General features: G+C 51.9%; 13 protein-coding genes. 4 read left to right on the top strand and 9 right to left on the bottom strand.

The features are described from left to right. The 3 genes from ACTQ3V_RS05155 to ACTQ3V_RS05145 form a co-directional block, all read left to right on the top strand. A partial coding sequence (locus ACTQ3V_RS05155; RefSeq protein ID WP_441466576.1) for a hypothetical protein occupies positions 1–252 on the top strand: 252 nt, incomplete at its 5' end. A gap of 108 nt (positions 253–360) precedes the next feature. Continuing rightward, complete coding sequence (locus ACTQ3V_RS05150; RefSeq protein WP_441466575.1) at positions 361–537, top strand: hypothetical protein; 177 nt, start codon at positions 361–363, stop codon at positions 535–537. Continuing rightward, the gene (locus ACTQ3V_RS05145) at positions 534–2474 is read left to right on the top strand and encodes a methyl-accepting chemotaxis protein (protein ID WP_441466574.1); all 1941 of its coding nucleotides are present in this window, start codon (positions 534–536) and stop codon (positions 2472–2474) included. The genes ACTQ3V_RS05150 and ACTQ3V_RS05145 overlap by 4 nt, the downstream gene beginning before the upstream one ends. 81 nt (positions 2475–2555) lie before the next feature. Here ACTQ3V_RS05145 and hcp read toward each other — a convergent pair whose 3' ends face one another. Beyond that, positions 2556–4202 carry a hydroxylamine reductase gene (gene hcp / locus ACTQ3V_RS05140; RefSeq protein WP_441466573.1) on the bottom strand — a complete coding sequence of 549 codons (1647 nt, stop codon included), beginning with the start codon at positions 4200–4202 and terminating at the stop codon, positions 2556–2558. Positions 4203–4324: 122 nt separating this feature from the next. Here hcp and ACTQ3V_RS05135 point away from each other — a divergent pair, with 122 nt between their 5' ends. Beyond that, positions 4325–4999, top strand: coding sequence for a Crp/Fnr family transcriptional regulator (locus ACTQ3V_RS05135; RefSeq protein WP_441466572.1), 675 nt, complete (start codon positions 4325–4327; stop codon positions 4997–4999). 259 nt (positions 5000–5258) lie between these two features. On the opposite strand, the gene ftsH is transcribed toward ACTQ3V_RS05135, so the two are convergent. The 8 genes from ftsH to ACTQ3V_RS05095 all read right to left on the bottom strand — a co-directional run bounded on the left by ftsH (position 5259) and on the right by ACTQ3V_RS05095 (position 15652). Continuing rightward, a complete protein-coding gene (gene ftsH / locus ACTQ3V_RS05130; RefSeq protein WP_441466578.1) occupies positions 5259–7100 on the bottom strand; it encodes an ATP-dependent zinc metalloprotease FtsH in 1842 nt (613 codons plus the stop codon). Then, positions 7078–7566 carry a MarR family winged helix-turn-helix transcriptional regulator gene (locus ACTQ3V_RS05125; protein ID WP_441466571.1) on the bottom strand — a complete coding sequence of 163 codons (489 nt, stop codon included), beginning with the start codon at positions 7564–7566 and terminating at the stop codon, positions 7078–7080. The genes ftsH and ACTQ3V_RS05125 overlap by 23 nt, the downstream gene beginning before the upstream one ends. Before the next feature lie 274 nt (positions 7567–7840). Beyond that, a complete protein-coding gene (locus ACTQ3V_RS05120; RefSeq protein ID WP_302664904.1) occupies positions 7841–7987 on the bottom strand; it encodes a hypothetical protein in 147 nt (48 codons plus the stop codon). Positions 7988–8265: 278 nt separating this feature from the next. Beyond that, entirely contained in the window at positions 8266–12168 is a 3903-nt protein-coding gene (locus ACTQ3V_RS05115; protein WP_441466570.1) for an S-layer homology domain-containing protein, read from the bottom strand. Between the two features lie 27 nt (positions 12169–12195). Then, entirely contained in the window at positions 12196–12705 is a 510-nt protein-coding gene (locus ACTQ3V_RS05110) for a dCTP deaminase/dUTPase family protein (RefSeq protein WP_441466569.1), read from the bottom strand. A gap of 28 nt (positions 12706–12733) precedes the next feature. Continuing rightward, a complete protein-coding gene (gene nrdG, locus ACTQ3V_RS05105; RefSeq protein WP_441466568.1) occupies positions 12734–13219 on the bottom strand; it encodes an anaerobic ribonucleoside-triphosphate reductase activating protein in 486 nt (161 codons plus the stop codon). Continuing rightward, positions 13219–15339 carry an anaerobic ribonucleoside-triphosphate reductase gene (gene nrdD / locus ACTQ3V_RS05100; RefSeq protein ID WP_441466567.1) on the bottom strand — a complete coding sequence of 707 codons (2121 nt, stop codon included), beginning with the start codon at positions 15337–15339 and terminating at the stop codon, positions 13219–13221. The genes nrdG and nrdD overlap by 1 nt, the downstream gene beginning before the upstream one ends. A 142-nt stretch (positions 15340–15481) precedes the next feature. Then, complete coding sequence (locus ACTQ3V_RS05095) at positions 15482–15652, bottom strand: hypothetical protein (RefSeq protein WP_441466566.1); 171 nt, start codon at positions 15650–15652, stop codon at positions 15482–15484. Between the last annotated feature and the right edge of the window lie 87 nt (positions 15653–15739).

Genomic DNA, 15739 nt, shown 5'->3' with positions numbered 1-15739 from the left:
ATACATGAATATGAAGCACTTGGAGGCGGCTCTGGAAGACGTCTCTATTGCCGGCTGACCTCATTCAGCCAGAATCTGCAAACATTTTTGCGCATAATTCTTGACAGCACCAGGAATTTCTTAAACTATACAGAAAATGCTATAAAACCTATAAATTTATTAAATTGCCCTTATTTTTGTGAGATAATCATAATGATTGCTGGATCTCATTCCACATTTTTTGTTCAAAAAAGAAAATATAATTGGATATAACTGTTATTCCTTAACAGAAACGGTCGAATGTATAAATATGAATTGTTATTGCTATATGCAGCAGTTTATGCTACACAGCAATGAGACAATAAATGGGAAGGTGTTATCGTGAAAATAGGAATCGTGCAAAAACTCGCTTTAGGAATTTTAATTCCCCTCATTTTGGTACTGAGCGGTATCGGCGTGCTGCTCGGTATACAGATTTCCGGTACAGTAGAACAAATGATGACAGACAATCTAACCTCACAGGCGGAATCCGGCGCACAGCAGGTGAACGCATTTTGAAGCAATACTACGGTGTGGTGGATACGATGATTTGTTCACCTTCCGTTTTTGATCTGGCGATGGACCAAACGAAGACCTCACTGGATGGATCGGAGTACTTCTCCGGTATGCTCAACGAACTGAAGGAAATCCAACAGCGGTATCAGGAAACGGTGCTGGGTGTTTGGTTCGCAGATATTGGCCTACAGGAACTGGTGTATTCCGACAACAGCCGCTTCACCTCAGCAGATATGGACTTCTCCACGCGTGAATGGTACATCCGTAGCCAACAGGAACAGAAACCGATTGTCACAGGTGCTTATGTGGACGTCGCAACACAGAAATTGGTTATTAGTATAGCCGGCCCTATTATGAGCAATAACCAGATGGTCGGTGTGGCAGGTATCGACGTTTCCTTGGATCAGCTCAGTAATTCGCTTAATTCGGTTAAGATCGGTGAAACCGGCTACATCACCTTGATCGATTCTTCCAACATGATTATCTATCATCCGGACTCCTCTGTGATTGGCTCCACGATTGAGGAAGCGCAATATTCTTCTAACATGAAGGATGCACTGCTCAGCCATAGCCGGGTAAACGGCATGGCTTATACCCGTCAAAATACTTCATACTATGGTAGCATTGCTACTTTGGACGACGTAAACTATCAGGTTCTGGGCATCCTTCCGTCGCTGGAATATAGGAGCCATATCACCAATACGGTACGCATGATTATCATCGGCTTTGTAAGCTGTGCTATCCTTCTGGCTATCATTGTCATCTTGCTTGCCATTTCGATCATTCGCCCGCTCAAACGCCTGAGCAAGGTTGCGGATCGGCTGGCCGACGGCGAATTGGATGTAGACTACCATGTAAAAGGCCATGACGAAGTTGCCCGACTCGGTCAGTCTACGCTGCGCATCGTGGACCGTTTGAAAACCTATATCAAATATATCGATGAGTTGTCCTCTGTTCTGGATCAGATTGGGAAGGGTAATCTGGTATTCGAGTTACAGTATGATTACCACGGTGAATTCGGTAAACTGAAGGAAGCACTGCTGCGTATTCAAAAGAACCTCTCTGAAACGCTGTCCAGCATCGCAATGTCCGCAGCACAGGTACATATGGGGTCGGATCAAATTGCCAGCGGTGCACAATCACTGGCACAGGGTGCGACTGAGCAGGCATCTGCGGTGCAAGAGCTGTCCAGTACTGTACAGAGCCTGAATGAGAAAGTAACCGAGGGCGCAGCGCAGGCCGGACAAATGATCGAGCAGCTCAACGAAGTAAAGGCACAAGTGAGTACCAGCAACGGCCAAATGCAAGATATGCTCACTGCGATGCAAGACATCAGTCGCCACTCCAATGCGATTGGAAAAATCATCAAGACAATTGATGACATTGCGTTCCAGACCAATATTCTGGCACTAAATGCAGCAGTAGAAGCTGCCCGGGCCGGCGCGGCAGGAAAAGGCTTTGCGGTTGTCGCTGATGAAGTGCGCAATCTTGCCGGTAAGAGCGCAGCAGCGGCAAAGGAAACCAACGAATTGATTGCACATTCTGTAGAGGCTGTCAAGCGCGGAGAAGGTATTGCCCGTGCAACAGCTGATGCGCTGAGCACTGCCGCCTCCAACTCTGATGAAGTTGTTACAGCAGTCGAACGTGTTACGCATGACTATCAGGAACAGGCAGAGCATCTGAAAGATGTTTCCGTTGGCGTCAATCAGATTTCCGAAGTAGTGCAGACCAATTCCGCCACAGCAGAACAAAGCGCTGCTGCTAGCGAGCAATTGTCGGGTCAAGCACAAATGCTGAAGGGCATGATAAGCCATTTCGTACTGCTTGAATCCGAAAACGGCCTGCCAATGTCATCCTTTGGGGAAAACACCTCTGCCGACCCGCTCCTGTCGGCACCGACAGAACCTTATAACCGCACTAACTATACCGATAAGTATTGATTCTTTCCCTTCCGTACCAGAAATAAAAAAAGGGATGCTGCATGACGCAGCGTCCCTTTTCTACCTATAATATGCTTTTACTTATGCGTTTTCTGTACCGAAAAACAGACGGATATCCTCTTCCACCGTGCCAATGCCCGCAATGCCGAAGTTCTCCACCAGTACCTTAGCCACATTCGGGCTGAGGAAAGCCGGCAGCGTCGGTCCAAGATGAATATTCTTAACACCCAGATACAGTAGGGCCAGCAATACGATTACCGCCTTCTGCTCATACCATGCAATATTGTAGACAATCGGCAAGTCATTGATATCCTCCAGCCCAAAGACTTCCTTGAGCTTGAGCGCAATTACCGCCAGTGAGTAGGAATCATTGCACTGTCCTGCGTCCAGCACACGCGGAATACCACCGATATCGCCCAGATCCAGCTTGTTATACTTATACTTGGCACATCCAGCGGTCAGAATTACCGCATCATGCGGCAATGCCTTGGCAAAGTCCGTATAGTAACTACGGGACTTCGCGCGGCCATCACATCCTGCCATCACCACAAATTTACGGATCGTGCCGCTCTTAACTGCCTCCACAATCTTGTCTGCCAGTGCAAGCACTTGCGCATGCGCAAATCCACCAACGATTTCACCCTGCTCGATCTCCTCCGGCGGTGCGCAACGCTTGGCATGCTCAATGAGTGCAGAAAAATCCTTGTTCTCCCCTACACCGCCCGGAATATGCTTACATCCCGGATAACCTGCTGCGCCCGTGGTGTACAGTCTATCCTGATAGCTTGCCGCCGGCGGCACGATGCAGTTGGTGGTCATCAGAATCGGGCCGTTAAAAGACGCAAACTCCTCTTTCTGCTTCCACCATGCGTTGCCGTAATTGCCGACAAAGTGCGGATATTTCTTAAATGCCGGATAATAGTGTGCGGGCAGCATCTCGGAGTGCGTATATACATCCACGCCCGTGTCTGCGGTCTGTTCCAGCAGCATTTCCAGATCGCGCAGATCATGACCGGATACCAGAATGCCCGGACGAGTGCCGACACCGATGTTCACCCGTGTGATTTCCGGATTGCCATAGGCTTCGGTATTTGCCTTGTCCAGCAGTGCCATACCCTGCACGCCGTATTTACCGGTTTCCATTGCCAGCGCTACCAGCGCGTCCACCGACAGGCTGTCATCCAAGGTTGCTGCCAAGGCGCGTTGTAAGAATGCGTCTACCTCTCCGTCATCCTGCAGCAGCGCGTTCGCGTGCTTGGAGTACGCCGACAGGCCCTTGAGACCGTAGGTAATCAGCTCGCGCAGCGAACGAACGTCCTCGTCCTGCGTGGACAGCACGCCGACCGTTGCAGCTTTGGCTGCAAAATCCGCTTCATCCGCTGTCCAGTGTGCAGCTGCCGGAAGCTGCTCCGGCTCAGCCACACGGCTCAGCAGTTCACGCTTGACCTCCAGCGTCTCACGGATGCACGCCACAATTGCGTCTTTATCAAAATTTGCATTTGTAATCGTGATAAACAGGTTAAGTGTAATCCGGTGATTGATTTCCGGCGCAATTTCCTCGCCCTGCTTGCGCAGCGCGGTGGTCACCGCGGCAAGACCCTTGGTCACATACACCAGCAAATCCTGCATCGCAGCGACATCCGGTTTTTTTCCGCATACACCCGACATTGTGCAGCCGGTGCAGCCTGCGGTTTCCTGACACTGATAACAAAACATTTTCTGTTCCATCGTTCATTTCCTCCACATGTACCACAGATCATATGATCTATACGGTTGTTGACGTTACAAGCGAAGTATACTATACTCATGACAATAAGTATGTTGTTATAACAACACTGGAGGAATGTTTTTTGTATACCGCTACTTTATCGAAAAGCGCACTGTTTCACGGCATACAGCCGGACGAAGCGAAAGAAATGCTGCTCTGTTTGGGTGCAGAACGACGAAAGTTCAGCAAAGGCGAATGCGTTTTCCATGCCGGCGACACCGTCAGCGAGCTTGGTCTTGTGCTGACGGGCAGCATTTTGATTCAAAACGACGATTTCTGGGGCAACACCACCGTACTGGATCATGTGATTCCCGGTCAGATTTTTGCAGAAACCTATGCCTGTACCGGCGAACCGCTGATGGTGGATGCGGTCGCAGCGGAATCTGCCGAGGTGCTGCTGCTCAATGTTGGTCGAGTGCTGCAAACCTGTCCGCAGGCCTGCTCACACCATAGCAGACTGATACGCAACCTTCTCTTCCTTTCCGCACGTAAAAACCTGAATCTGTCGCGCAAAATTTTTCACACCACATCCAAATCCATCCGCGGTCGGCTGCTATCCTATCTTTCGTTTCAATCGACGTGCTGCGGCAGCCGCAGCTTCACCATTCCATTCAACCGCCAGCAGCTCGCGGATTACCTGAATGTCGACCGCAGCGCGCTCTCCAACGAGCTAAGTAAGATGCAAAAAGACGGCCTGCTTCGTGTTGACCGCAACCAGTTTGAGCTGCTTTGCAGCCATGACATGCTGCAAGGATAAATTGCCGATGCCGCACAAACATCACCTTCCGATTGTCTGTTGTTCATCCACATCCTATACACAAACAAAAAGCGATATGCTCTCCCACAAAGCATATCGCTTTTTTCAATCTGCGCTACCACTCGCTGTATACGCCCAGCCATGTTCGCACCGGCAGTCTGTCAGCCACAGCCAGCACGCCGAGTGACACCGTAATGATACCATCCGAATAACCAATCCACCGACAACTTTGTCTTTTTATCAGGGACGTCTCCCCTTGTTATCCGTTCTGTGTCTTGCTCAACAAATCCATAAACTCCTCGCCCGTAATCGTTTCCTTTTCAAGCAGGTGATGCGCCAGACGGTGCAGCGCCTCCATATTCTCCTGCAAAATTTCAACCGCCTTTTCATGCGCGGTCTTCACGGTCTGCACGACTTCCTCATCGATCTGCGCTGCGGTCTGCGCCGAACAGGCCAGCGAGGTATCACCGGACAGATACTGGTTGGTCACCGTTTCCAGCGCCACCATATCAAACCGACGGCTCATGCCGTACCGCGTGATCATCGATCGCGTCAGTTTGGTCGCCTGCTCGATATCATTGGATGCACCGGTGGTGACCGAACCGAAAATCAGTTCCTCCGCTGCGCGCCCGCCGGTCAGGGTGGTTACCTTATTCAGCAGTTCCTCGCGTGTCATCAAATAATGCTCACCCTCATCCACCTGCATGGTGTAGCCCAGCGCACCCGAGGTTCGCGGTATGATTGTAATTTTCGTCACCGGCGCCGAATTCGACTGCTTAGCCGCCACCAACGCATGTCCGATTTCATGATAAGCCACAATTTCCTTTTCCTTCGCGCTCAGGACCGCATTCTTACGCTGCGCACCCGCGATAACCGTCTCCACGCTCTCCTCCAAATCGGCCTGCTCTACTGCGCTGCGTCCCAGCCGCACTGCACGCAGCGCCGCTTCGTTGATGATGTTTGCTAAATCCGCGCCAGATGCACCAGAGGTTGCACGTGCAATTGCATTGAAGTCAATGTTTCCCGACATATGAACATCCTTGGCATGCACTTTCAAAATAGCCATGCGGCCCTGCAAATCGGGCAACTGCACCGGAATACGCCGGTCAAACCGACCGGGACGCAGCAGCGCGGGGTCGAGCGATTCCGGACGGTTGGTTGCCGCCAGAATGACTACCCCCTTGGTGCCGTCAAAGCCGTCCATCTCAGTCAGCAGCTGATTGAGCGTTTGCTCACGTTCATCGTTACCGCCCATGCCGCCGCCGTCGCGCTTTTTACCAATGGTGTCAATCTCATCGATGAATACAATACACGGCGCTTTTTCGCTTGCCTGCTTGAACAGGTCACGCACCTTTGCCGCACCCATACCGACGAACATCTCGACAAATTCCGAGCCGGAAATCGAGAAAAACGGAACATGTGCCTCACCGGCAACCGCCTTTGCCAGCAGCGTCTTACCGGTGCCCGGAGGGCCAACCAACAGCGCACCCTTGGGCAACTTCGCGCCAATGGAAGCATATTTGCTCGGGTTGTGCAGGAAATCCACAATTTCGGTCAGCGCTTCCTTAGCCTCATCCTGTCCGGCTACATCTGCAAAGGTCTTGCCGGTTTCGGTTTCCGCATAGATTTTCGCTCCCGCCTTGCCGAAGCTCATCGCGTTGCCGCCCATGCTCTTCATCATTTTTTTACTCAGCCACTGACCGACCACAACGATAAGAATAATCGGCAGCGCATAGCTGAGCAGAATACTCAGCATCGGTGAAGTCTGTGTCGGTATCTCAGCCGCGAAATTCACATCCGCCTTATCCAATCGGCTGTATAAGTCTGAATCGGGAAAAATACCGGTCTTGTAGATGCCGGTCTTACCGTTCTCATCGGTTGCCTCAAATACAATCTGGCTCTCCGACGGTTCGTAGGCTACCGTCTGCACCTTGCCGTCATCCAGCATGGACACAAACTCATTATAGCCCACCTCGATGACCTGCCGCTGTGCCATCATTGGTACCAACAGCCAATTGAGCAGCATCAACACCAGCAGCGTCACCACATAATAATAAATCAATGGCCGCTTTGGCGTTTTAGAACCTTTGCCCGGTTCCATCATATTCTTTCACCTGTCCTTCCATATCTCTGAGTATTTCATCCAGATTACGCTGCATTTTATCCATAATAGTATGTACTATCTGCAGTTCTTCCTCCGTCACATTCTGACGAAGCCGCTCCGACACGCGACAACCGCTCTGATACAATTGCTGCGCAATCATAATTCCTTCTCCGCATAGATGCAAATGCACGACGCGCCTGTCGTTACCGTCGCGCTCACCCTGCACAAAACCGCGCCGGTACAGGCAATCCACACTGCGCGCGACCAATGCCTTGGATATACCGAGCTGCTGCACCATGTCGGTTGCGGTATCCAATTTTGGCGCATATCGCCGCAAAAACAACAGCACAGAAATTTCATTTGGCGTCAGATGATATCCGCTTGCCGCTTCTTTGACGCAGCTCCAATACAGCTTTTCCATTTTTGCGGCTTCTAACAGAAACCGTTCCTCCCACCATATCATGCTATCCTCCTCCTTTTTCCAAGTGTTTCCGCTACCATCATCATACGCAAAACAGTCAATACTGTCAATCGTTCAATTGTGAACAATTTGCAAATTTGGATTTTTCCTGACAGGAAAACGGACGGCACGGCCTTTTGCCATGCCGCCCATCTCCCACGCATATACATTTTGCAGCCGTTTGCGCTCAGGTGATATGAAACAGCTTGCTCAAAATGCCTCGCAGATATTTCGGACTCTTCCATACAACAACCTTCATCATAGCGTCTACCTCCCATCAACACTGAAGCAGGAACCACCCTGCTGCGATCAGCGCCAGCGCAAGCAGCCAAACCGGCAGGCACAGCGAGAGCAGTCCGCCCAGCAATAGGCCCACGCCCAGACACAGACAAACCAGACCGATGACCTGACCACGACAAAACATTGCGCATCACGCTCCTGTCATCAGTATAAGCAATGTGCCGCAAAATGGTGACTCATGGCAAAACATTCTTGATACAGTAATCCAAAAGAATTCTATTCATCAGAATAACTCATATGTACTGTTCAGGCAAACTTGCAGCAAACACCTTGTTTCCATACCCCTGCGAAAAGTATTTTCTTATTTTTCAGTGGCCAATTTTAATACGCAAAAACTCCCGATGGGTAAAACCCATCGGGAGTTCAACATTTTTTCATACAGGAACATTTATTACTTGACGGTTATGCCATAGACTGGACAAACCGCTGCAAAATTGCTGCAACCTGCACACGTGTTGCCTGCCCCTGCGGTTCCAGAGTAGTACTTGTCGTGCCGGTCAGCAGCCCCTTCTGTACGGCCCAAATCATCGCCTGCCGCGCATAAGCGCTGACCTGTGCGCTGTCGACATACGCATCCAACGCGCCGGTAGTAGACGGACTGCCCGCATAGCGATACAGCATGGCCGCCAGCTGTTCCCGTGTCAAGAGTGACTGCATGTCAGAACCATCCGAAATGCCGTTCTGCATGGCCCACTGACGACCTGCATTATACCAGTTTACACCAACCGATGTATCCACACCGTCCAGACGCGCCAAAACCGTAACAATCATGGCGCGATTCATCGCTTCCTCTGGGGAAAAGGTTGTCGCTCCAGTGCCGGAGAAAATTTCCCGGCTGGTCGTATAGTTAATCGCATCCGCGCCCCAATGGCTTGTGGGTACATCTGTATATCGCTTGGTATTATCCACAATCCGGATGGTATCACCATCCATTATGGTAACCGCAATGCCGTTTTCTGTAAGCTGCGACCGCATCATTACCTGTTCGCTGCCGTCTCCCTTAACAAGAACCGCTACTGTCCCCGTCGTTGCATCCTTGACAGGAATCTCCACCTTGATTGCGTTGTTATCCGGAAGATCCACCGTCACGACAGGCGCGATCCCACGGTCCGCAGTTGTCGAAACCGCGGGCATAGGCAATGCAACCATGCCGCCGTTTTGCACCGCATCCGTAGTACTATTGCCGGTCAGGGTGACTTTACCGGATATCTGCCCATCCGCTTTCGTAACCGTCACAGAGCCCGATCCATCCTTGTTAACCACCGTAGTAGTTGTCTCCCCAATAGGGGTCTGCACGGTCTCGGTCTTATTGCCTGCCGCATCGGTTTCCGTTGTTGTTGTAGTGCCATCCTTTGTGATCTCTACGACCGACTGCGATCCATCCGGATGCCTGGTTGTCTGGGTCGTAGAACCATCCGTTTTCGTGACGGTAGTGGTGGTCGAGCCGTCCGGATGGGTTACGGTTTCCGTTCTATTGCCGGAGGAAGAGCTACTGCCAGAAGAAGAACTGCTGCCGGAGGAAGAGCTGCTGTCATCCGAAGATGTTCCGCCGGTGGAACCGTCACTCTCAGTCCCGGGCAGAACAATTTCATAATCTATCTCAATTACCGCGCTGTCCAGAAGCCCCGCTGCAACCGCAATTGCTCTGATGCGTGTTTTCACCGATTGTCCTGCAACGCCGTTGACTTCGATGGGCGCGGTATACCGGATGCCGGTTTCCGCAGACGGCTCACTGCCGTCAAGCGTGTAATAGATGACGGCATCAGGAGTTGCAGATGTCAATACCACTGTCTGATTTGTTTCATACCGTCCAGTGGCAGGCTGTGCCGTAGGCGCAGCGGTGTGCGCCACTGAGGGTGCCGCGACAACGGTCACGTCAATCTTAACCGTAAGCGGAATATCGCCCGCTTCCACACCGCCCGGCAATATGACCGTCCCTTGCAGACGGAAGGTTTGTTCGGTGGCTAACTCCGGCTGATAGCTGGTGCCATCGGTCGGAACACGCGTCCATACAACATCGGCCTTACGGGTCTGTCCGTCATCGGTCACGATATCGACCTGAGAAGGCAGCGGCAAAGCGTCCAGCGCCGTGCCATTGGCTGCGGAAATAGGCGCAGGTGCTGTGACGGATTGCAGATGAATGGTCTGAGAAGCCGTCGCAGGGAACGCAATGCGCACGGACAGCGTGCCGTCCGGCTGCGCATTGACCTGCGCCGACTGCCCATTGACTTCGACCGAAACATCCGAAGCAAAAGCATAGCCGGATTCTGCCGTCAGGGTCAGCACTGCGGTATAGACCGTGTCAAACGTTGCCGTGCCGCTGCCATCCGGCTCCCAACTCACGCCCGAAGCCGAAACGCCGGCTGTTTCCACCACTACCGTGGTGTCCAGCGCCTGTCCGCCAATCGGCACGTCCAGACCGCTTACAGACACCGAATCGATTTCCTGCGGTGCGACCGCCAAACCGCTGACTTCTACCTCGTACGGAATGGTATAGTCAAACGCCTCTGCTTCCAAGAGATAGGTGCCGTTTTCCAGCAGGTCAGTGAGCTGGATTGCGCTGCCGCCATTGGGCGACTGCTTCGGTTGCCAGTTCAGGCTGTATTCTCCGGCAGGGACATTCGTCAGGTTGCTGCTGTTAACATAATACTGTATCTGCACGGAGGGCTGCAGCAGTCCGTCCAGCAAATCCTGCACGGTGTTGCCATCCTGCGCGGCAAAGCTGCCCGCTGCCGGAGCTGCCGGCTCGGCAACCAGATAAGCGGTTGCAAATTTTCCGCTGGCAACATAGCGCACATGAGGCGCCTTGAGCGGCGTGTTGCCCGCAATAATGGAAGAGCCGCCTATCGGCGATGTGGTGCTGGCAAACTGCACATTGCCTCCCAGCGTCAGAGCACCATTGTTTTCAACCACCTTTGTATCGCTGCCACTCAGCTTTACAGCTGTAAACCGTCCCGAATTGATAATCGAAGCCGAATCCCCCGCCTCGATCCGAAAAACCGGCGATGCTGTTCCCGTAATTGCGCAAGGAGCGGAAACGTTGCTGCCAGTCTGTCCATTGAGCTCAAGCGTAACGCCATCCTTTAGCGTGATGGTGCTGTCCACCTGCACAGCATTTTGCAAAATCACTTTATCGCCCAATTCGGCATTCTGCATGGCCGCATCCAACGTACCGTATGCCGTGGTGCTTCCATCACCTTTATACACCATCACATCGCCGCTTGCACTGGGGTCGCGTGCATCGGTAGCCAACGTCGGATATGTAAATTTATGCTCCTTATAGGCCGGAGACTTCGCAGTCGAGGAATCATGGTTTTTCCCAAAGATCTCAAAACCCGGCAGATTCTTTTCGGTCTCTGTGTTCGCGCCAACAAGGAAATAGACCTGACGCGCCGGAAGCGTGGAAACGCTGGGATCATCCCAAGTCGGGTCAAGCGCATACCATTGTTCCTGACCACTACCGTCGTCGAGTTTTACATAATTCCACGCATGCTGCTCACCACTGGGCTGATTATTGGTATTATAAGCCCAACCCTCGATGTAGGCATTTTCCATGCCAAAAGCATCGAGCAGCACTTTCATGGCTGTCGCATAACCATAGCAAACCGGGTCATCTTCTGTGGTGTCTGCGTTGTTATCGCTCAAAAGACCGCTGGCTGCGCAACGGGAAAAATTGTCGGCGCCAAGACCCTGTGCATTATACACATTATTTTGTGCCATCCAATCGTTGAGATATTTGAGCACTGCAAGCTGGTCAAGCGCCGTAGAAGGCACATTTTGCTTGATTTCATCAACTTTATCGTTCAGCCTATCCCGATAATCCTGCAAATTTCCCGTGGTAAACCCATCATAGTAAAAGGATTCACCGGGGGTTTTGCAAGACAGCACATAGACTTCATTGCCATCCGTATCTATTTTAGGATTTCCTTCTGCCCAGACCAGTTTTGAACTGTCCACCCAGAAAAATTCAGGATGGTCACGAAACACAGCAAAAACAGGTTTGCCTGTCAATGAATATCCGGAGTCTTTGGGAATGGTCACCTGCACACCCGACGGATCCGTATCACTGCGAGTCAACTCTTCAATCTGATCTATAATGGCATTATAGACCGCCTTCTCGTTTTCGTTGAGCTGCGTATACAAATATTCGCCCGGCTCTGCCGCACGCGCAGCGCGCACGACTGCATCCATACCATATAGCGGAGATACCGCATATGCGGGAACTGAGCTGCCAAACAGCAAACAGCCTGCCAAAGCGACGCAGCCAACGGTTTTCCCAATCCGTGACAGATGTGTTTTTTTCATGAAAGTCTCCCCTATCCTACCTTTCCCTTATTTTGTTGTGCTGCCGAAGCCGCCCTCACGGCATCCGTCTGCATCATCATCCTCCGTAATGCCAAAGGGCAAGAAGATACCCTGCGCAAAGCCCTCTCCCGCAGCGACCGCAAGATTTTTGCCCTGACGGTTCTGGTTGGTCATCTTGATAAAAATATGGCCCTCATTTTTGGCATTGAAGTAATCACTGTCAATGATGCCAACCGTGTTGTCCATTTGTAGGCTGTATTTAAATCCCAGTCCGGAACGCGGATAGAGTTGCAGCACCCATCCGTCCGCAATTTCAGCACGGATGCCGGTCGGAATCAAAATGGTTTCATGCGGAATCAGCGAAAACGCTTCAGGTGCGAAAAAATCATATCCCGCGGAGCCGACTGTCGCCCGGCGAGGCAGACGAATCTTCTGATAGACCGCTTTTGCCTCGCTTACGCTGCTGCCCGTTGCATTGCACCAATCCGTGAGAAACTGCTGTTCCGATACCTTGTAAAATTTTGCAACCTTTTGCATGATATTTTCGCCTTCCTTATCCATACTCCTACACCAAAACAACTTTATTTGATGCACGGGTGCGCCCAACATCGATTACCCTCTGGTTGGCGCTGCCGCGCCAATGCAGTTGGGAATCTGCCTGCGCCTGTACAAACCGTCCGTCCACGACCACATCCACATTTTCCAGCAATGGCAGATCCTGAATTTCCTCCCATAGATAGCCGGTATACAGCCAGATGGTCTTGCCCGGAAAGCGCTGCCGAATCCGGGCGCACAACACGCCCACATCTGCACGGTTGGCTGGAAACAGCGGGTCGCCACCCGACAGTGTCACACCCGATACATAATCCTTGCCAAGCTCCGCAAACAGCTCGTCCTCCGCGTCGCTGTCAAAAGGCAGGCCGCCGTCCGCATCCCATGTCACGGGATTATGACAACCCGGACAGGCATGTCCGCAGCCGGCTACCCACAGCACGACGCGCAGTCCCTCCCCGTTGAGCATATCGTCTTTGGTTATGTTGTGATAGCGCATCACATGCTTTTCCTTTCTGCGATTTCTGCCATCTTAGCATCGTTCAGACGCGTGTCTCCCTTGACGCGCGAGTAGGACAGATAGCCGTTCATGCGGTCAATCTTGGTAAGATTGCGGCTGCCGCACTTGGGACAAACGTCCATTGACAGCTCCTCATGGCCGCAGTCATCGCAGTACGACAAAGACAGATTGACGCCTTCGTAAAAGCCCTTGCGCATCGCGCGACGCACCAGCGACCGAATGGCCTCCAGATTGTAGTCGATGGGGTACTTGACATACTGAATCTTGCCGCCGTTGCACAAATTCCAGAACCGTCCTTCCAAATCCTGCTTTTCAATGGGAGTCAGGTCCTCGGTAACATGGCAGTGGAAGCTATTGGAAACATACGGGCGGTCGGATACACCCTCAACGATGCCGTACTTGCGGCGGAACTGCTCAACCTGCAAACCGCACAGACTTTCCGCGGGCGTGCCGTAGATGGCGTACAGATTGCCGTCCTCTTCCTTAAATTGGCTGACCTTCTGGTTGATGTATTCGAGCGTATCGATTGCAAACTGCCCGTCCTCAACGAGCGACTTGCCGTTATACAGCTCCTGCAATTCGTTGAGCGCCGTAATGCCGAACGACGCGGTCGCAGTTTTCATAATGGGCTTAATCTTGTCCGACGGCTTGAGATGACCGCCGTAGAAGCCGCCCTCGCAATACGCCAGCGGATTGGTGGACGCGCGCATCTCACCAAGGTACGCATAGGTGCGAATGTGCAGGCGGCGAATCAGCTCGAGGTAATAGTCGAGCACCTCGTGGAAATCACGGTTTTCCTGCTGTGCCTTGGCATAAATCATCGGCAGGTGCAGCGACACTGCGCCGATATTCCACCGGCCAATAAAGACCGGCTTGTCCTCCTCATCCGCAGGCTTCATCCCGCCGCGCTCATACCACGGGGACAGAAACGCACGGCAGCCCATCGGACTGATGATTTCGCCGTATTTTTTGTACATCGAAGGCACATAGCCCTCGCCGGTGAGGCTGAGCCAGTCCGGATACATCGCCTTGGACGAGCACTCGATGCCCGCCTCGAAAACGTCCTCGAGTTCCTTGCCCGGTCCATGCAGGTTTTCATCATACAGAAACACAATCTTGGGGAACAGCACGGGCTTTTTCTGGCCTTTCTTGCCCTGCCCCTTGCGGCGCACATTCAGCATCGTGATGGAGGCGAGCTTTGCGAAGCGGCCTGTACCGGTGCCCATGGTCATAGTGATGAACGGATAGTCGCCGCGGCTGGACGCAACCGTGTTAAACTTGTACTCCCAGCCCTGGAAGCCTTGCTCAAAGTCGTTAAGAATGTCAGCCATAACCTCTTTTTCAACCGTTTCGGCATCCAGACCCAGACGGCTGTATTTTTCGGTCAGCATTTTGTAGCTGCGTTCAGCGTACGGCTCGAGCAGCAGATCGACCGACGGCACCGTAAAGCCGCCGTACTGCTGGCTGGCCGCAGACAGCACGATATCACCGATGACGTCAAAGGCAACATTGAGTGTCTTAGGCTCATTATACCACAGATTTCCCATCTCAAAGCCATCTTTTAGTACATGCTGTACATCAAACAGGCAGCAGTTCATCGTGTCGCGGCGTGCGGACATATCATGCACATAGATATAGCCGTCGCGGCAGGCCTGCAACTCCTCTGTGTTCATGAAGAACTTCTGATACAGCTCCTTGTTGAGCTGGTTAAAAATCAGGCTGCGCTTGGTGGATACGAGCGCAGAGTCCGTATTGGAATTCTCCTTGTCACCGATGTACATAATCGACTGACTCTTTTTGTACACGCTGTCCAGCATGCCGACAAAATCCTGCTTGTAGTTGCGATAGTCGCGGTAGCTCTTGGCGACCTCGGGGCGCACGGCTTCGAGCGCAGCCTCGACAATGTTGTGCATCTGCCAAATCTGTACCTCGCTCATGCCGTGGTCGCGGATATAGCCCTCCACATGGTCGCAGATCGCCCGCAACTCCTCCTCGGTAAACGTATACAGCACACGGTTTGCAGACTTATTGACCGCAATCACCACTTTTTGAATGTTAAATGCCTCTTTTGTATTATCTTTTTTAATTACTCTAACCATTATTATTTCCTCACTCATGCTATTTAGTGTAGGTTCTCATTATAGCACACCACATGTAGTATGAAAAGAGAAAAAACTGAACAAAAAGAACAAACCCAATTTGACGGATTTTGACGCGGAAAAAACTTTTCCAGCTCCTGTTTTATTTTTCCGGTTTCTTCCGCTCGCTTTGTGCATCCAGCACAATTTCATGCGCCGCGCGCCACATATGCTCTTCGCGGCGCTTTTGTTCTTCGAGCGAAATGTCACGATAAGCGTCGTCGCAAACGGAAACCGTACCGTGCGCATAGTGATAGGTCGCAGCAACAGCCATGCAGACCGCCTCCTTCGCCGTATCCTATGCAAGCGCGAGGCTCCGGCATGTCATTTTTTACACACGCCGCCGATAGGATGTTAGTAA

The sequence above is a fragment of the Candidatus Agathobaculum pullicola genome (assembly GCF_052117205.1).
GTDB lineage: Bacteria > Bacillota > Clostridia > Oscillospirales > Butyricicoccaceae > Agathobaculum > Agathobaculum pullicola.
The sequence above is the reverse complement of the archived record's forward strand: the minus strand, read 5'-3'. Positions and strand labels throughout refer to the sequence as shown.